The sequence below is a fragment of the Allobosea sp. Root381 genome (assembly GCF_001429395.1).
Lineage (GTDB): Bacteria > Pseudomonadota > Alphaproteobacteria > Rhizobiales > Beijerinckiaceae > Allobosea.
The window spans coordinates 293,404-309,826 of sequence record NZ_LMJT01000012.1 but is presented as its reverse complement, the minus strand read 5'-3'; the positions used below and the strand labels follow the sequence as shown (position 1 = coordinate 309,826).

19 protein-coding genes are annotated in these 16,423 nt (G+C 68.6%); 10 read left to right on the top strand and 9 right to left on the bottom strand.

The genetic code is table 11. The features are described from left to right. Window positions 1-194: 194 nt before the first annotated feature. From phnL to ASE63_RS12930, 4 genes are all read left to right on the top strand, one after another. Window positions 195-890 carry a phosphonate C-P lyase system protein PhnL gene (gene phnL / locus ASE63_RS12945; protein WP_056801542.1) on the top strand — a complete coding sequence of 232 codons (696 nt, stop codon included), beginning with the start codon at window positions 195-197 and terminating at the stop codon, window positions 888-890. A 2-nt stretch (window positions 891-892) separates the two neighbouring features. Further along, window positions 893-2,032 (top strand): alpha-D-ribose 1-methylphosphonate 5-triphosphate diphosphatase, encoded by a 1,140-nt coding sequence (locus tag ASE63_RS12940; RefSeq protein WP_056801540.1) that lies wholly within the window; start codon window positions 893-895, stop codon window positions 2,030-2,032. Next, complete coding sequence (locus tag ASE63_RS12935; protein WP_244491389.1) at window positions 2,029-2,727, top strand: DUF1045 domain-containing protein; 699 nt, start codon at window positions 2,029-2,031, stop codon at window positions 2,725-2,727. The genes ASE63_RS12940 and ASE63_RS12935 overlap by 4 nt, the downstream gene beginning before the upstream one ends. 148 nt (window positions 2,728-2,875) lie before the next feature. Next, window positions 2,876-4,387: a globin-coupled sensor protein gene (locus ASE63_RS12930; protein ID WP_056801538.1), complete on the top strand. Its 1,512-nt coding sequence runs from the start codon at window positions 2,876-2,878 to the stop codon at window positions 4,385-4,387. Between the two features lie 67 nt (window positions 4,388-4,454). Here ASE63_RS12930 and ASE63_RS28370 read toward each other — a convergent pair whose 3' ends face one another. Then, a complete protein-coding gene (locus ASE63_RS28370) occupies window positions 4,455-5,138 on the bottom strand; it encodes a 50S ribosomal protein L11 methyltransferase (RefSeq protein ID WP_056801536.1) in 684 nt (227 codons plus the stop codon). After that, window positions 5,135-6,289, bottom strand: a complete 1,155-nt coding sequence (locus ASE63_RS28365; protein ID WP_056801534.1) for a glycosyltransferase family 4 protein — start codon at window positions 6,287-6,289, stop codon at window positions 5,135-5,137. The genes ASE63_RS28370 and ASE63_RS28365 overlap by 4 nt, the downstream gene beginning before the upstream one ends. A 132-nt stretch (window positions 6,290-6,421) precedes the next feature. Here ASE63_RS28365 and ASE63_RS12915 point away from each other — a divergent pair, with 132 nt between their 5' ends. Next, window positions 6,422-6,889 carry a nuclear transport factor 2 family protein gene (locus tag ASE63_RS12915; protein ID WP_056801532.1) on the top strand — a complete coding sequence of 156 codons (468 nt, stop codon included), beginning with the start codon at window positions 6,422-6,424 and terminating at the stop codon, window positions 6,887-6,889. Between the two features lie 34 nt (window positions 6,890-6,923). On the opposite strand, the gene ASE63_RS12910 is transcribed toward ASE63_RS12915, so the two are convergent. From ASE63_RS12910 to ASE63_RS12880, 7 genes are all read right to left on the bottom strand, one after another. After that, entirely contained in the window at window positions 6,924-8,186 is a 1,263-nt protein-coding gene (locus ASE63_RS12910; RefSeq protein ID WP_162261765.1) for a S8 family serine peptidase, read from the bottom strand. 356 nt (window positions 8,187-8,542) lie between these two features. After that, window positions 8,543-9,217 carry a hypothetical protein gene (locus ASE63_RS12905; RefSeq protein WP_056801528.1) on the bottom strand — a complete coding sequence of 225 codons (675 nt, stop codon included), beginning with the start codon at window positions 9,215-9,217 and terminating at the stop codon, window positions 8,543-8,545. 78 nt (window positions 9,218-9,295) lie between these two features. Then, window positions 9,296-9,856 (bottom strand): sigma-70 family RNA polymerase sigma factor, encoded by a 561-nt coding sequence (locus tag ASE63_RS12900; protein ID WP_056801526.1) that lies wholly within the window; start codon window positions 9,854-9,856, stop codon window positions 9,296-9,298. Window positions 9,857-10,252: 396 nt separating this feature from the next. Beyond that, on the bottom strand, window positions 10,253-10,570 hold the full coding sequence (locus tag ASE63_RS12895; RefSeq protein ID WP_056801524.1) for a hypothetical protein: 318 nt from the start codon (window positions 10,568-10,570) through the stop codon (window positions 10,253-10,255). Between the two features lie 242 nt (window positions 10,571-10,812). After that, window positions 10,813-11,193 carry a DUF6481 family protein gene (locus ASE63_RS12890; RefSeq protein ID WP_244491388.1) on the bottom strand — a complete coding sequence of 127 codons (381 nt, stop codon included), beginning with the start codon at window positions 11,191-11,193 and terminating at the stop codon, window positions 10,813-10,815. A gap of 84 nt (window positions 11,194-11,277) precedes the next feature. Continuing rightward, complete coding sequence (rpsU, locus tag ASE63_RS12885) at window positions 11,278-11,541, bottom strand: 30S ribosomal protein S21 (protein WP_056801522.1); 264 nt, start codon at window positions 11,539-11,541, stop codon at window positions 11,278-11,280. Between the two features lie 152 nt (window positions 11,542-11,693). Continuing rightward, window positions 11,694-11,903, bottom strand: a complete 210-nt coding sequence (locus ASE63_RS12880) for a cold-shock protein (RefSeq protein WP_056801520.1) — start codon at window positions 11,901-11,903, stop codon at window positions 11,694-11,696. 304 nt (window positions 11,904-12,207) lie between these two features. On the opposite strand from ASE63_RS12880, the gene proB reads away from it, so the two are divergent. The 5 genes from proB to rlmH all read left to right on the top strand — a co-directional run bounded on the left by proB (window position 12,208) and on the right by rlmH (window position 16,388). After that, a complete protein-coding gene (proB, locus tag ASE63_RS12875; protein WP_348271354.1) occupies window positions 12,208-13,317 on the top strand; it encodes a glutamate 5-kinase in 1,110 nt (369 codons plus the stop codon). Window positions 13,318-13,434: 117 nt separating this feature from the next. Further along, window positions 13,435-14,676, top strand: coding sequence for a glutamate-5-semialdehyde dehydrogenase (locus tag ASE63_RS12870; protein ID WP_056801781.1), 1,242 nt, complete (start codon window positions 13,435-13,437; stop codon window positions 14,674-14,676). Further along, window positions 14,673-15,299, top strand: a complete 627-nt coding sequence (locus ASE63_RS12865) for a nicotinate-nucleotide adenylyltransferase (RefSeq protein WP_082609890.1) — start codon at window positions 14,673-14,675, stop codon at window positions 15,297-15,299. Before ASE63_RS12870 ends, ASE63_RS12865 begins: the two co-directional genes overlap by 4 nt. A 123-nt stretch (window positions 15,300-15,422) precedes the next feature. Beyond that, entirely contained in the window at window positions 15,423-15,779 is a 357-nt protein-coding gene (gene rsfS / locus ASE63_RS12860; RefSeq protein WP_244491387.1) for a ribosome silencing factor, read from the top strand. A gap of 129 nt (window positions 15,780-15,908) precedes the next feature. After that, on the top strand, window positions 15,909-16,388 hold the full coding sequence (rlmH, locus tag ASE63_RS12855) for a 23S rRNA (pseudouridine(1915)-N(3))-methyltransferase RlmH (RefSeq protein WP_056801516.1): 480 nt from the start codon (window positions 15,909-15,911) through the stop codon (window positions 16,386-16,388). Window positions 16,389-16,423 lie beyond the last annotated feature (35 nt).

Sequence of the window (16,423 nt, the reverse complement as noted above, 5' to 3'; positions counted from 1 at the left end):
GCTGTTCCATTGTCATTCCGGGGCTTCGCGCAGCGAAGAACCCGGAACCCACGACCGGATGAGACCTTTGCCGATGGCGATCATGTCCGCTCACCCAGTCGTGGGTTCCGGGTTCGCGCCTACGGCGCGCCCCGGAATGACAGCGGAGAATTCGTCACACCCCCGTCACTTCGCCGGCACAAGGCACTGACACCATGACCACGATGATCCAGGTCGAGAACGTCGCCAAGACCTTCACGCTGCACAACCAGGGCGGCGCCCGGCTGCCGGTGTTCGACGACGTCAATTTCAGCGTCGAGGCCGGCGAGGCTCTGGTGCTCGCCGGTGCGTCGGGCGCCGGCAAGTCGAGCCTGCTGCGCATCCTCTACGGCAACTACAAGCCCACCGCGGGCACGATCCGCATCACCCATGCCGGCCGGCCCATCGACATCGTCTCGGCGGTGCCGCGCACCGTGCTCGACATCCGCCGCCGCACGCTCGGCTTCGTCTCGCAATTCCTGCGCGTGATCCCGCGCGTTTCGACCCTCGACATCGTGCGCGACCCGCTGCTCGCCCGCGGCGCCTCACCTGAAACCGCGACGGAAAAGGCGCGCGCGATGCTCGCCCGCCTCAACCTGCCGGAGCGGCTCTGGAGCCTGGCGCCGGCCACCTTCTCCGGTGGCGAGCAGCAGCGCGTCAACATCGCCCGCTCCTTCGTCGATCCCTCTGCGATCATGCTGATCGATGAGCCCACCGCCTCGCTCGACGCCGCCAATCGCGACGTCGTCGTCGAACTCATCGCGGAGGCACGCGCCGCCGGCTCCGCCATCGTCGGCATCTTCCATGACGAGGCGGTTCGCGAACGCGTCGCAACCCGCTATCTCGATATCACCGCTTTCCGGAAGGCCTGACGATGCAGACCGTTCTCACCAACGCCAAGCTGATCCTCGAGAACGAGGTCGTCACCGGCACCATCGCCTTCGACGGAAGCGGCATCGTCGCAGTAGACCAGGGCAACTCATCCCTTCCCGGCGCCATCGATGTCGGCGGCGACTATGTCGCGCCCGGCCTCGTCGAGATGCACACCGACAACATGGAAAAGCACTTCATGCCGCGCCCAAAGGTCTTCTGGCCGAACGGGCTCGCAGCCGCCCTGGTCCATGACGCGCAGATGGCCGCTGCCGGCGTCACCACCGTCTACGACGCCGTCTGCGCCGGCACGCCCTTCTCGGCCAAGGACTACCGCAAGGACATCTTCCACGGCCTGATGAAAGCGCTGACCGACGGCCAGGAGCAGAACCTCTTCCGCATCGACCACCGCATCCACATGCGCTGCGAACTGACCAGCCCATTCCTGCTCGACGAGGTCGAACCCTATCGCACGCATGAGCTTGTCCAGCTCGTCTCGCTGATGGACCACACCCCCGGCCAGCGGCAGTGGAGCAATATCGAGCACCTGAAGACCTATTCCCTCGGCATCGGCAAGAGCGAAGCCGAGTTCGAGACGGATGTGCGCGAGCGCCAGGCCGAAAGCCACAAATATGTCCCGGCGAACTGGTCCGCCATCGTCGAGATGTTCTCCGGCCGCGGCATCCCGATCGCGACGCATGACGACACCACGCCGGACCATGTCGAGGCCGGCGTCGCATCGGGCGCGGTGATCTCCGAGTTCCCGACGACCGTGGTGGCGGCGGAGGCCGCGCGGCAGCATGGCCTCGCCACAGTCGCAGGCGCGCCGAACGTTGTGCGCGGCGGTTCGCATTCAGGCGGCGTCTCCGTCTCGGAGCTGGCCGAGAAGGGGCTCCTTGACGGGCTCTCCTCGGATTATGTGCCGGCAAGCCTGCTGCAGGCGGTCGTCAAGCTGAATGCCAGCCATGGCATCGCCTTGCCGGAAGCCATGGGCATGGTGACTTGGAAGGTTGCCGACATCCTCGGCCTGAAGGATCGCGGCCATCTCAGGCAGGGCCTGCGCGCCGACCTCGTCCGCTTCCGGGTCCTCGGCCCGACACCGGTCATCGGCGCGGTCTGGTCGAAGGGCGAGCGCGCATTTTGAGCGGCCCGCGCTACGCCATCTACTACGCGCCCGCCGCAGACAATCCGCTCTGGCGCTTCGGCAGCGCGGTGCTCGGCTATGACGCCTATACGGGCGTGGACGTGGCCTTCGACGCTCCGCTCGGCTGCGACGCGACCTCTTGGCCGCAGCGCACGGCCGAGCCGCGCCGCTACGGCTTCCACGCCACGCTGAAGGCGCCCTTCGAGCTAGCCGATGGCCGCAGCGAAGGGCAGCTGCGCGCCTTCGCCCACCAGACCGCAGCCGGCCTCGCGCCGGTGCCGCTGGCCGGCCTCGCCGTCACCGCGCTCGGCCGCTTCATCGCGCTGACGCCGGCGGCGGCGAGCGGCGCACTCCAGAAGCTCGCCTTCGACATCGTCCAGGCTTTCGAGCCTTTGCGTGCGCCGTTGAGCGCGGCCGATCGGGAGCGCCGGCTCGCCAGCCCGATGACGCCGGCGGAGCGCGCCTGTCTCGAAGCCTATGGCTACCCCTATGTCGGCGACGCCTTCCGCTTCCACATGACGCTGACCGGCTCGCTGCCGCCGGAAAAGCTGGACGGCGTCAAGGCGGCGCTTGCGCACGCCCATTCGGAACGCGTCCCAGCCGGGTCGGTCGCGATCGACCGTATCGTCGTGTTCAAGCAGGATGATCGCGCGAGCCGTTTCCGCATTCTCGATAGCTTCATGCTCGGCCGTTAACCTGGACGCTAGCAACCCACGAAGTCATGGGCCGCATAACTTCCATGTAAACTTGGCAGGACACGGGTGATCGGTCGTTAACCCAAGGTAGCCTAAGGGGAAGCGTGCCCGCCCACCGGCGGCGGGCAGCCTGCCTTGGAAACCGCCCATGACTGCCCCCGATCACCTCGCCAACCGCCTGTCCTTCCTGCAGTTCGATGCGCATGCGAAGGAGCATCTGAACGATATCCGGGAGATCGTGGTGGAGGCCCTGCCCGGGGCGCTCGACACGTTCTACCGCCAGATCACCAGCTTTCCCGAGACCCGCTCCTTCTTCAGCGGTGCCCAGCATGTCGAGGGCGCCAAGCAGCGCCAGATCTCGCACTGGCAACGGATCGCGGCCGGCCAGTTCGACCAGGATTATGTCGCCGGCGTCACAAGGGTGGGGGAAACGCATGCCCGCATCGGGCTGGAACCGCGGTGGTACATCGGCGGCTACGCATTGCTCCTCGAGAAGCTGATCACGGAGGTGCTCGAAGCGCGCTGGCCGAGGCAGCGCTTCGGCGGCAAGGTCGCGGGCGCGGCCGCGCGCAGCGCCGAGATCAGCGCGCTGGTGAAGGCGGCGCTGCTCGACATGGATTACGCCATATCGGTCTATCTTGCCGCGTCGGAGAGCGCCCGTGTCCGGGCTGAGGAACAGGCCCGCGCCGTCGAGCTCGCCACTGCCGCCGAGCGCGAGAAGGCCGTGCGCCAGGTCAGCGAAGGCATGGCCGCCCTCGCCCGGGGCGAGCTGACCTTCCGCATCGGCCAGGACATCCCGGCGGAGTACGGGCTGATCCGCGACAACTTCAACGACGCCATGGCCCGGCTGGAGGGAATGGTCGCGACGATCAAGGCCAGTTCGGCCGCCATCGCCGCCTCCTCGCTGGAGATCAACACCGGAGCCGAGGATCTGTCGGCGCGCACCGAGCAGCAGGCTGCGGCGCTGGAGGAAAGCGCCGCCACCACTGAGCAGCTCGCGGCCTCCGTCAAGACCTCGGCCCAGGCCTCGCGCCGCTCGGCCGAGCTCGCCGACGACGCGACCAAGATCGCCCGCACAGGCGGAACCATCGTCAAGGATGCGACCGATGCCATGGCCCGCATCGAGGAGGCCTCGAAGAAGATCTCGGAGATCACCAGCGTGATCGACGGCATCGCCTTCCAGACCAACCTGCTCGCGCTGAACGCCGCCGTGGAGGCCGCCCGCGCCGGCGAGGCCGGGCGCGGCTTCGCGGTGGTCGCGGCGGAAGTGCGCGCGCTCGCGCAGCGCTCCTCGGAAGCCGCCAAGGGTATCACCGGGCTGATCGCCTCGTCCGATGCCGAGGTCACCGAGGGCGTCAAGCTCGTGCGCCTGGCAGGCGACACGCTGGAGCAGATCGTCGACGCCTCGGCCCGCGTCTCGGCCACGGTGGAGGAGATCGCCAGCGCCTCGGGAGAGCAGGCCAGGGGCATCGACGGGATGAACCAGGCGGTCACGCATATGGACGGGATCACGCAGCAGAACGCCGCGCTCGCCGAACAGAGCGCCGCCTCCGCCCGCACGCTCCTCGACCAGATCGCCCAGCTCAACGAGCTCGTCTCGACCTTCCGCACACAGGATGGCCGCATGCCGGCGAAGCCCAAGGCCCGCGACGCCGCCTAGCGTGAACGGATTCTGGACGGAACCGCGCGTCATCCCGCACTTGGCCCGGGATGGCGAGCCTTCTTGTTCACACCGTTAGCCGAACGCCCTCGCCCTTCAGGCGCCAGACCGAGCTCTGCTTGATTTCGGCATCCTCAAGCGAGCGCGTCACCGGCACGGCGTAGCTCGCCAGGGTCTCCAGCCGCGCCCTGGGCAGGTAGCTGCGGCCGGGGTCCCCGATCAGCACCTGCGCGCCCCGCGCCGCCAGCTGCTCCAGCCAGGCGATCACGCGCTCGGCCATGGCCCGTTCGTAGCAGACGTCCCCGGCGCAGACGACGTCCCAGCCCTCGTCGCGACCGACGAGGCCGTCGAGCCTGACCGCGATCCGCACCGCATTGGCGTCGGCATTGATGGCGATCGCCTCCGCCGCGAAGGCATCGATGTCGCAGGCCTCGACCGCGGCCGCACCCGCCTTCGCCGCCGCGATCGCGACCAGTCCGGAACCGCTGGCAAAATCCAGCACGCGCCGGCCGCGCACGATGCTGGTATCGTCGAGCAGATAGCGCGCCAGCGCCTGGCCTCCGGCCCAGGCGAAGGCCCAGAACGGCGGCGGCAGCCCGATCGTGGCGAGTTCGTCCTCGGTCTTCTGCCAGAGCTCCGTCGCCTCCTGCGCAACATGCAGGCCGATCTCGGGCGCATGCGGCACGGGCAGGAGGCGGGTGTGCTCCAGGATGAAGCCACGCCGGTCGAGTTCGGCAGCAGGCGCGCTCACGCCGCGACATCCGTGGTCGGCCGCGCGAGCATCGAGCGGTAGAGCGCCTTCACCGCATTCATGACATCGCGCTCGGTATGGCCGTCGAGCAGCCGGGCCCGGGCGCTCGCCCCCATCCGCTCGGCCAGCGCCGGCGAGCGGGCAAAGACGGTCAGCGCCTGCGCCAGCGCCGCGGCATCGTCGACGGGCACGACCAGGCCGTCCTGACCGTCGCGGACGAAGCTGCGGCAGCCCGGCACATCGGTCGTCAGGATCGCGCGCCCGCAGGCGGCAGCCTCCAGGATGGTGCGCGGCAGGCCCTCGCCCCCGCGCGAGGGCAGGATGCAGAGGTGGTGCCCGCGCCAGACCCCCTCGATGTCGCGCGTCGGCCCGGCCCAGTTGATGCCCGGCCGCGCCGCCCATTGCTTGAGGGTGTCCTCGGGGATCGCCTTGGGGTTGGACGGGTCGGGCGCACCATGGATGGTCAGCTCGACCCGCGCGCCCTCGGCCCGCGCCAGCCGCACGGCCTCGACGGCGAGATCGATGCCCTTGGACCAGAGCATCCGCGCCACCAGAGCGACCTTGAAGGGCGGCGTCGCCGGCATCGGCTCCGGCATCAGCAGCAAGGGGTCGACGCCGGCCCCACCGACGATCGCGACCTTGTTCGCATCCTGCGGGTCGAGCCCGAGGGTCACCGGATCATCCGGATTTTCGAAGAGGAAGCGCACCTGCGGGCCGTCGACAGCGCCGCGCAGCCAGAGCGTCGCCGCGAGCCGCGCCGCGCGCGCCGCGATGTCCTGCCGCGCGCCGAGAAAGCCGAGCCCGGTCAGCGCATAGACCCTGCGCTCGACGCCCGCGAGCCGCCCCGCGAGGCCCGCCAGCGCGATCGGTTTCAGCGCGATGCAGTGCAGGATGTCGGGGCGCTCGGCCTCGATCAGTCGTCGCAGCGCCGTCACCTGCCGGAACAAAGCGCGCGGATCGAGACTGCGGCGCTCCGCCTCCAGCGCGATCAGCCGCGCGCCAGCGGCCTCGATCACGCGGCGATGCTTGCGCTCGCGCGCGATCACCGCGACCTCGAAATCGAGCTCGCGGGCGGCACGCGCCATCGGCAGGAAATGCGAAGCGAAGAACCAGTCCTCGGTCGCGACGAAGAGAAGTCTCGGGCGGGGCATGGCGCGACATCAGTCCGATGCGGCACGGAAGGTCAAGCGGCAGGCGCGTGGAAACGATAGGGCGGTACTTGAATGATGGACCGGCCGGCGTGTTAGCTTCCCAAGCTTCACGGAGGCTTCCTGGAGGTGCACATGGACCGGTCATCGACGCTCTCGCCGGCAGAGGCCTTCCCTGCGGCACTCGCTGCGCTCCACGACGCACTGGCCCATGTCGCGAACGGCGATGTCGGGCCGATCAAGACGCTCTATTCCCACGCCGACGACGCCACCAGCATGTATGGCTGGGGCGGCTACGAGAAGGGCTGGGACGACGTCTCGCAGCGCTGGGACTGGGCGGCGAAGCAGTTCCGGGGCGGCACCGTCAGCCACCGTACCATCACCACCGTCGTCGGAACCGAGCTCGCCTGCACCACCGAGATCGAGACGTTCAACGTCACGCTGCCCGACATGGACCGGCCGACGCAATGGACCAACCGCGTCACCCACGTCTTTCGCTTCGAGGAGGGCGGCTGGCGGCTGCTCCACCGCCACGCCAATCGCCTCGAAGGCCAGTACGAGCCGGCGCGGCGCCTCGGCTCCAGCGCGAAGGGAACGACTTAGCTAGCGCGGCTTCGATCGCAAGGACGGCAAGCTCTCATGGCCGCGAGGCCGTGACCGGCATGGCCCGCGCCAGCGCCGCGGCGGCATCGATACGGCCAGCGCCATAGACCGGGTCCCGCCCCCGCGAGCCGAGGTCGATGGCGCTTTCCGTCAGGAGCCGGCGAACGCCATCCAGATCGAGATCGGGCCGCTTCTCGAGCAAGAGGGCGACCAGCCCCGAGACATGCGCGGCGGCGATCGAGGTGCCTGAGGAAAAGGCGTAGCGCCCCTGCGGCTCGGCGGCGAGCACGTCGACCCCGGGCGCCGCCAAAGTGATGTAGCCGCCCCGATTGGCACGCGGGAAGATCCTGTCGTCGGCATCGGTCGCCGTAACCGCGATCACGTTCGGGTCGGCACCGGGATAGAGCGCCGCGGCGCGCGGCCCGCCATTGCCGGCCGCGGCGACCGCGATCATCCCCTTGGCCGTGAGTCCCGCGAGCCCGCGCGAGAGCAGCCGGTCCTGCGGTCCTGCGAAGCTGAGATTGATGACCCGCGCGCCCTGGCCCACCGCCCATTCGATCGCCGCCATGATGTGCAGGCTCGTGCCGCTGGCCGAGGCCGAACTGGCCCGGCCCGAAAAAGCGCGCGCCGCGAGCAGCCGCGAAGCGGGAGCGACGCCCTGGAGCTGGCCCTGCGCCACCAGCGCCGCCGCCATCGCCGTGCCATGGGAATGCGGGACGAAATCCTCGTCGAGCGCATCGTAAACTCCGGCCACGGCGCCGCGCAGTTCGGGATGGCCGATATCGACGCCGGAATCGATCACGGCGACGCGGATGCTCGCCCCCCGCGCCAGCTTGTGCACATCGCCGAGGCGCAGCTTGTCGACGACATATTGCGGCGGCAGGTCGCGCCGCGGTGCCGGGGTGGTCCGGACGGCGGCGGGATCGGAGAGCCGCGCCGGGACGTCCGGGCGTCCGCCGGAAGCGGTCGTGCTGACCGGCCGTGGCCTCTCCTGCTGGAGTTCGTAAGTGAAGTTGGGCTGTGCCCCGGCGATGGCGTTGTCGCCGGCCATCTGCACCAGCACGCTGCGCAAGTCGCGCCCGGCCTCCAGCTTCGCCCGGATGATCGTCGTCCCGGCGAGCTCGACCCGGCGGCTCGTGATCAGCGTTGCGCCATAGCGCTGCAGCACCGTTTCGGCCTGCGCATCCGGCGCGAGCTCGAACAGGATCTCGTCGGGAACGAAGCGCGTCTCGTCCGCCGCCGGCACGACGGTGCGGGATTGGCCCGGGGTCGGGGGGCCGCCAAGGGCCGGCGGCAATTGCCAGGCCGGTGGCGTGACCCGGATCGAACGGTTCGCTTGGCCAGTTCCGGCCGAACCCGAATCGCCGGACGGGCCGACCGAAGGCGAGCCGCTCCCTGACGATTGTTGTGCTGAAACCGGAGCGGCGCCCAGTGCCAGCATGAGAGCGAGGCAGCATCCGCCGGCAAGGCGCACGGCAGAGCCAGCGCAGTGACGGTCAAGGGGGCGGGCCAACGTCATCATGCGCTCTCCCGATGCTACAGCTTTTGATTATGCGTCGGCTTTTCCGAGAATCGCATTCCACTTTCGGCCCGACGCCCTGTCGTTGCGTCAAGCTACCAGAATGCCGCTCATCCGCCGCCGCGTCCATGGCGTCAAGGCGCGGGCGCGACGAAACTCACGATCGTGGCTTCCGCCTTCATCCGCGCCGCGATGGCATCAACCTGCGCCGGCGTCAGCGAGGCGTCGCCGACGCGCACCTTGAAATAGCCGTTGGAGCGCGGCCCATCGACCACCGAGGCGTCGAAGCGCCTGAAGAACGATGCGATATCGCCGGCCCTGGCATCGGCTGCGAAGCTCAGCAGCACGTAACGCTCCGAGCTCGCGGCGGGCACCGAGGCCGTCTCGAAGCCGCCGCCGCGCATGGCGACACCGGTCAGCGCCGCACCCTGGATCGCGATCAGTGCGCAGGCGGCCGCACCGGCATAGGCGAGCCGCCGCGGCGGCTGCGCGGCCAGCAGTTTGCCCAGCCGGGTCATGAGGCCGCCCTTGGCAGTGGCGAACAGGCCGAGCTTGCGCGGCTCGGCCTCGATCCCGGCCATCAGCCGGTCGAGAGCACGCGGCGACGGCGCGCCAAGGCTCTCGTTGAGCAGCGTCGTCTCGGCCATGTCGTCACGGATGATCTCGAGCCGCTGGCGGAGTTCGGGGTCGGTTGCGAGCGCCGCCTCGATCCGCGCCTTGTCGGCGGCCGAGATACGTCCATTGGCATAGAAGGGGAGCAGCAGCTCGAGCTCGGCGCGCTTCGGGTCGTTCGCGATGGCGTCGGTCATGACTGAACTCCCGGACGGCTCGATGAAGGGCGGATCGGCATCGGCGGATCGTAACGGGCCTGGCTCACCCGGCCGCCCTCAAGGCCAGCCCCGATCGATGCCGGCGGTCTTGAGCAGCTCGCCGAGGTTCTTGCGGGCGTGGAAGAGCCGCGTCTTGACCGTGTTCTCGGGAATGCCGACGATCCGGGCGACCTCCTCGACCGAACTCTCGTGATAATAGACGAGGTCAATGACCTCGGCATGCTCGCGGGAGAGCTTTGCGAGGCAGGCGCGGATCGCCAGACCCTTGTCCTGTTTCTGCAGCACGACTTCCGGATCGTCGGCCTCGTCCTCGATGCTTTCGGCGTAGTCGTCGTCGAGACCGGCGTCGCGGCGCTTGCGAAGGGCTGAGTAGGATTTGTTGCGTGCGATGGTGAGCAGCCAGGTCGTAACCGAGGCGCGCCCCTCGAAACGGCTGGCCTGACGCCAGAGGTCCATGAAGACGTCACCGGTCACATCCTCTGCCATCGTCTCGTCGCGCAGCAGCCGCAGCGCGAAACGGTAGACCCGCGTCTGGTGCCGCGAAAACAGCACCTTCATCGCGAGCCGCTCGCCACCGGCAATCCGTTTGACGAGTTCGTCGTCCGATTCCGTATGCATTGCCCTCGAGGCCTGACATCCGGCTCGCAAGGGATGGTCGCGGCGAGCGTGGAAAAGGTTCAACCGGCGGCGAGAATAATCTGGCCGCGACGCCTTTCCTTACGTCATCGACAGGCGTGGTCAACCGGAAGTGACGCCGATCCGCGCGAAATGAACCTTCGCGGAGGCATTTGGCGGCTTTTTGGGAAGCGATGCTCTACCTGTCGCGGCCGGCGCATCGGCACGAAAAGCGGAAGGCGGTTCTTATTGGAAACACCGCGTCATCTCGGGCAGGCCGCGGAGCAACGCAGAGCAGGGATGATGTCGTAGTGGGAGGAAAAGTCGACATGCCAAAGCTCATCCCAACTCTCGGCGCAGAAAAGCGCCGCATAATCGGGATCAGGGCCACTCAAATCGTCAGGACGCTGACTTGACCTTGGCAGTTTTCTTGACCGCGGCGGCGATCTTCGCGGTTCGCGCGGCGGCTTTCGCTTCCGCGATCTCGGCCTTGGCGCGAGCCTGTTCTTCCGCAACGATGACCGCTGTCTCGGCGTCGGCAGCCTCCTTGGCGAGCCGCAGCGCTTTCAGGCGCGCCGTCTTCTGGAGCACGGCATCGCGCTCCAGCTGTTCGGCCTCCATCGCGCGCGTGGCTTCCTGCCTGCGTGCATCGGCCTTGTCGAAGGTGCGCTGGGCCCTGAGCTTGATCTCGTCAGGGGAGAGGCCTCGCGTCGCCATGGCGGCTCGCTCCGGGTTAGGGCGGGGAGCGGGTTCGCGCTTCGGGTCGAATGGCCCGAAGCGACCCTGCCCCAGAGGGATAGGCACGTCATACCAGCCGGAACATCCGCCTTTGAAGGCATCCGTCTTGACCGGACTCGTCGAGTGCCGGGTTCCCGCCGCCAAATTCCCGGGACCATGGGCGTGCATGCGAGAATGTGTCGGCCTGATGCCGGGAGCGGTTGCGCCCGGCCTTAAGGCCTTCAGCGGCGGCCGCCTTTGCCCGCCGACCGCATCTGCATGTACTGCACGGCCTCGAGAAGCACCTTGCGCGGACGCTCGGCGTCACGCTTGGCCTGCTCCGCCTTGCGGGCTGCCTCGCGCGCCAGCTCGGCGATGCGCTCTTCCTCGGCGAGGCGGGCGCGCTCGATCTCGGCGAGGCGCTCGGCTTCGACGCGGGCTGCAGCCTTCTCGGCCTCGCGCTCGGCGCGGGCGACGGCGATGGCTTCGCGTTCCGCGCGTCGCTGCTGCATGATCGGGTCATCCGGACCGGGCCGCTTCTTGAAACGCTCGAGGAGCGCCTTCTTGGCGGCTGCCGAATTGGCCTGACGATCAGTGAAGCTGCGGTCGTTCGGGTTCTTCAAGGGTTGCCTTCTCTCGGGTTGTTACGGGCGCCATATGGCCCGCGGGGGCGCAATAATCCAAAACGCGCCCGATGGGTATCGAATTCAGCGCGCAGGCGCTGCGCTTCCAGCGCGGACCGGCCGCGGCTTCGGCTTCGGCGCTGCGATCAGCCCCTCGCGCTGCATCTGCTTGCGAGCAGCCTTGCGGGCGCGGCGGATGGCATCGGCCTTCTCGCGAACGCGCTTCTCGGACGGCTTCTCATAGGCCGAGCGACGCTTCATCTCGCGGAACACGCCTTCGCGCTGCAACTTGCGCTTGAGGGCGCGGATGGCCTGTTCGACATTGTTGTCGCGAACGAGAACCTGCATCTCTGTCTCCTCCGGTTGGCGGATGGAAAAAAGGGCCGGGCGTGGGTCCCGACCCTTCGTCAAACCACATCATCGGGGCTGTGAAATGGCAGGCGCCAGTACATCCGTGGTCGCCCTGCCTGATCTCCCTGCCCGCCGACGCGGTCTTCGTCTCACTCGGCGCGGAGCTGGTCGGCCGACATCTTGCCGGAGCGCTTGTCCTGCGTGAGCTCGTAGGAGATCTTCTGACCTTCCCTGAGATCGCGCATGCCAGCACGCTCCACGGCGCTGATGTGGACGAACACGTCCTGACCACCATCATCCGGCTGAATGAAACCGAAACCCTTGGTCGAGTTGAACCACTTGACTGTACCGACGCTCATGACGAACCCTTTCACGGTATTGTTGTGAGACTAGCGGAGGATTCCGCGAGTCGATTTGCGAATTTGAGCGGGAAGTTCGTCAGCAAGCGCATTCACATGCGCGGGGCCAAGTCGTTCGGCCTAAATATCGACAGGAGCTATATGGGGGCTTGAGGCCGTATTGTCAAACCGGCCGGCGCGCGGATGCGCTGGCCGCGCGGCGGCCTGACCGCTCCGACGCTTTACATTGGCGCGCTTTTCGCCAAGAGGCAGGGGGTCGCGCCACCGCCAACCCGTCCGGTCCCCACCCGTGCAGACGCCGTCCTTGAACCAGTTCCGCCGCATCGTCGTCAAGGTCGGCTCGAGCCTGCTGGTCGACCGCGCCCACGGCCGGCTTCGCCAGGCCTGGCTCGCAGCCCTGGCGGAGGATCTCGCCGAGCTGCATCAGCGCGGCGCCGATGTTCTCGTCGTCTCGTCCGGGGCCATCGCGCTCGGGCGCACCGTGCTCGGCCTGCCCTCGGGTTCGCTCCGCCTCGAGGAGAGCCAGGCGGCGGCAGCCGTCGGCCAGATCGCGCTGGCGCGGACCTGGGCGGAAGCGCTCGGCCATCACGGCCTCACCGCCGGGCAGATCCTGCTGACCTTGGCCGACACCGAGGAACGCCGGCGCTATCTCAATGCGCGCGCCACGCTCGGCCGCCTGCTCGACCTGCGCGCCATTCCGGTCATCAACGAGAACGACACCGTCGCCACCACCGAGATCCGCTATGGCGACAACGACAGGCTCGCCGCCCGCGTCGCCACCATGGCCGGCGCCGATCTGCTGGTGCTGTTCTCCGACATCGACGGCCTCTACACCGCCCCGCCGGCACGCGACCCGGCCGCCCGGCATATCCCGCTGGTCGAGCGCATCACGCCGGAGATCGACGCCATGGCGGGCGGCGCGGCTTCCGAGCTCTCGCGCGGCGGCATGCGCACCAAGATCGAAGCCGGCAAGATCGCCGCCAGCGGCGGCACCCATATGCTGATCGCCGACGGGCGGCAGAAGAACCCGCTCGGTGCCATCGCGGCAGGCGCACGCTGCACCTGGTTCCTCACCGCCTCGACCCCCGCGACCGCGCGCAAGACCTGGATCGCCGGCTCGCTCGAGCCGCGCGGGGCGCTCCACGTCGACGCAGGCGCGGTCCGTGCGCTGCGCGGCGGCGCAAGCCTGCTGCCGGTCGGCGTCAGCCGGATCGAAGGCGATTTCGCCCGCGGCGACTCCGTTCTGATCCGCGACCCCGAAGGCCGCGTGCTCGGGCGCGGGCTCGTCGCCTATGACGCGGCCGAAGCCGGGCTCGTCCTCGGCCGGGCCTCGCGCGACATCGAGGCCGTCCTCGGCTATCCCGGCCGGGCCGAGATGATCCACCGGGACGACATGGCGCTCGGGGTCGGCTAAGGTTCTACCGCAATGGCATTCGGCAGGGTGGACATGACGAGCGAAAGCGCGCTGCTCGGCGCCGCGACGGGCGGCACCGACCGCGAGGACGGCGCGGTTCGCGACGTCGCCGCGCGGATGCAGGATCTCGGCCGGCGCGCCCGCGCCGCCGCCCGCCTCGTAGCGCTCGCCCCGGAGCCGCAGCGAAACGCGGCCTTGCACGCCATGGCCGCTGCCTTGCGCGAGCGCGCCACCCCGATCCTCGCCGCCAATGCGCTCGATCTGGCCGATGCGCGGGAAGGCGGCCAGAACTCAGCTTTCATCGACCGGCTCCTGCTCGACGCGGCCCGGCTGGAGGACGTCGCCGCCGCAGTCGCCAGCGTAGCCGAGCTGCCCGACCCGCTCGGGCGGGTCCTGGCCAGCTGGACGCAGCCCAACGGGCTGCGCTTCGAGCGCGTCGCGACGCCGCTCGGCGTCATCGCCGTGATCTTCGAAAGCCGCCCGAACGTTACGGCCGATGCGGGCGCGCTCTGCCTGAAGAGCGGCAACGCCGCGATCCTTCGCGCCGGCTCCGACAGTTTCCGCACCGCCACCGAGATCGCCGCCGCCCTGCGGCAGGGCCTGGAGAGCGCCGGCCTGCCGGGCGATGCCATCCAGCTCGTCCCGACGCGAGATCGCGCCGCCGTCGGCGAAATCCTCAAGGGCCTCGACGGCACTGTCGACGTCGTTGTCCCGCGCGGCGGCAAGAGCCTGGTCGCCCGCGTCCAGAGCGATGCCCGCGTGCCGGTCTTCGCCCATCTCGACGGCAACTGCCATGTCTATGTCGATGCCGCGGCCGACCTCGCCATGGCGCGTGAAATCCTGCTCAACGCCAAGCTCCGGCGCACCGGCGTGTGCGGCTCTGCGGAGACCTTGCTCGTCGACCGGGCCTGCGCGGAGACGCATCTTCGCCCGCTCGTCGCGGCCCTGCTCGACGCGGGCTGCGCCGTGCGCGGCGATGACATGGCGCAAAAGGCCGACGCCCGCGTCACTCCGGCGACCGAGGAGGACTGGGCGACCGAATATCTCGACCGCATCATCGCGGTGAAGGTCGTCACCGGGCTCGACGCTGCGATCGACCATGTCGAGCGCTACGGCTCGCACCATACGGACGCGATCGTCACCGCCGACGAGGCCGCCGCAGCGCGCTTCCTGGCCGAGGTCGATTCGGCGATCGTGCTGCACAACGCCTCGACCCAGTTCGCCGATGGCGGCGAATTCGGCTTCGGCGCGGAAATCGGCATCGCCACGGGCCGGATGCATGCGCGGGGCCCCGTCGGCGTCGAGCAGCTCTGCTCCTTCAAATACCGCGTCCATGGCAGCGGCCAGATCCGGCCGTGATTGTCGATCCCGCGGCGACGGAACATCTGCGGCTGCCCTCGCATGCGCCGGGCCTGCGCATCGGGCTGTTCGGCGGCTCGTTCAATCCCGCCCATGACGGGCATCGCATGGCGAGCCTGACCGCGCTGCGCCGGCTCCAGCTCGACCGGGTCTGGTGGCTGGTCACGCCTGGCAATCCGCTGAAAGACAACTCCACCCTGCCCTCCCTGGCGGAACGCATCCGATTCGCCCGCCAGCTCGCCGACCATTCGCGCATCCATGTCACCGGCATCGAGGCCCGCCTGCGCACCCGCTACACCGCCGACACGCTGCGCGCCCTGAAGCGCCGCTGCCCCGGCGTGAACTTCGTCTGGATCATGGGGTCGGACAATCTCGCCAGCTTCCATCGCTGGAACGAGTGGCGCGCCATCGCCCGGATGATGCCGATCGCGGTGATCGACCGCCCGGGCTCGACCCATAGCGCGGTCGCCTCGCCCGCCGCCAACTGGCTGTCGCGCTGGCGGATTTCCGAAAGCCAGGGCGCCGCGCTTGCCGCGACGCGACCGCCGGCCTGGATCTTCCTGCACGGCCGCAGATCGGAGCTATCCTCGACGATGTTGCGCCAACGGGCCGAACGCGATTGAATTTTTGGCCCGAAGGCCCTATTTTGGACATGTCGCGCCGAGAGCGCGTCGTCATGTGAGGATACGGAACTGAACCGTTCAACCCTTGGTGAAGCCGAGCCTGCGCCGCTTCCCCATGCCGCTGTGTCGGAGAACCCCTCTGCCGCCAGCGTGGCCCTCGCACTGCATGTTCTCGAAGACATGAAGGCCGAAGACATCACCGTCATCGACCTTGTCGGCAAGACCTCGCTGGCTGACGCGATGATCATCGCGTCCGGCAGGGTGAATCGTCACGTCGCCTCCATCGCCGATTCGCTGGTCGAGGCGATCAAGAACTCAGGCCTGCCCGCTCCGAAGGTCGAGGGCATGCCCGCCTGCGACTGGGTGCTGATCGACACCGGCGACATCATTGTCCACGTCTTCCGCCCGGAAGTGCGCCAGTTCTACAATCTCGAGAAGATGTGGGGGGCCGACCGGCCGAACGAGCGCCTGGTCGGGTAGAGCGTTGCGCGGAAAAGTGGAAACCGGCTTTTCGCAAAAGCAATGCTCTAAGCTTTTGAAAGAAATCACTTTTTTTGTAATCGGACGATATCGTCCGATTACAAAGTGATCTGACGGCCACGCGCAGGCATGCGTCTGTCCCTGATCGCCGTCGGCCGCCTCAAGGACGGCCCTGAGCGCGAACTCTGCGAACGCTATCGCGAGCGCGCCGCGACGCTGGGCCGCGGTTTGGGCCTGAACGGGCCCGAGATCGTCGAACTTCCGGAAAGCCGCGGCCGCAGGCCCGACGAGCGCAAGCGCGACGAAGCCGCGGCGATCACCGCCAGGCTCGCGCCAGGCTTGGTGATCGCGCTCGACGAGCGCGGCCGGAGCCAGAACAGCGAGGCCTTCGCCCAGCGGATCGCCGCGGCTCGCGACGCGGGTACCGCCTCGGCCAGCTTCGTCATCGGCGGCGCCGACGGCCTCGCCGAGGAGATTCGTGACGCGGCCGGGCTGACGCTCGCCTTCGGCGCCCTGACGATCCCGCACCAGCTCGTGCGGGTACTCGTCCTCGAACAGCTCTATCGGACGATGACGATCCTCGCCGGACACCCCTATCATCGCGCATGAGCCCTTTTCGGCATCTGATTCGTCGTTCGCGAGCT

Excerpts from the sequence above, each read along its gene's own strand:
- phnL (WP_056801542.1), top strand. The coding sequence starts at position 195 with ATGACCACGATGATCCAGGTCGAGAACGTCGCCAAGACCTTCACGCTG.
- ASE63_RS12940 (WP_056801540.1), top strand. The coding sequence starts at position 893 with ATGCAGACCGTTCTCACCAACGCCAAGCTGATCCTCGAGAACGAGGTC.
- ASE63_RS12930 (WP_056801538.1), top strand. The coding sequence starts at position 2,876 with ATGACTGCCCCCGATCACCTCGCCAACCGCCTGTCCTTCCTGCAGTTC.
- ASE63_RS28365 (WP_056801534.1), bottom strand. The coding sequence starts at position 6,289 with ATGCCCCGCCCGAGACTTCTCTTCGTCGCGACCGAGGACTGGTTCTTC.
- ASE63_RS12915 (WP_056801532.1), top strand. The coding sequence starts at position 6,422 with ATGGACCGGTCATCGACGCTCTCGCCGGCAGAGGCCTTCCCTGCGGCA.
- ASE63_RS12905 (WP_056801528.1), bottom strand. The coding sequence starts at position 9,217 with ATGACCGACGCCATCGCGAACGACCCGAAGCGCGCCGAGCTCGAGCTG.
- ASE63_RS12900 (WP_056801526.1), bottom strand. The coding sequence starts at position 9,856 with ATGCATACGGAATCGGACGACGAACTCGTCAAACGGATTGCCGGTGGC.
- ASE63_RS12895 (WP_056801524.1), bottom strand. The coding sequence starts at position 10,570 with ATGGCGACGCGAGGCCTCTCCCCTGACGAGATCAAGCTCAGGGCCCAG.
- rpsU (WP_056801522.1), bottom strand. The coding sequence starts at position 11,541 with ATGCAGGTTCTCGTTCGCGACAACAATGTCGAACAGGCCATCCGCGCC.
- ASE63_RS12880 (WP_056801520.1), bottom strand. The coding sequence starts at position 11,903 with ATGAGCGTCGGTACAGTCAAGTGGTTCAACTCGACCAAGGGTTTCGGT.
- ASE63_RS12870 (WP_056801781.1), top strand. The coding sequence starts at position 13,435 with ATGCAGGATCTCGGCCGGCGCGCCCGCGCCGCCGCCCGCCTCGTAGCG.
- rlmH (WP_056801516.1), top strand. The coding sequence starts at position 15,909 with ATGCGTCTGTCCCTGATCGCCGTCGGCCGCCTCAAGGACGGCCCTGAG.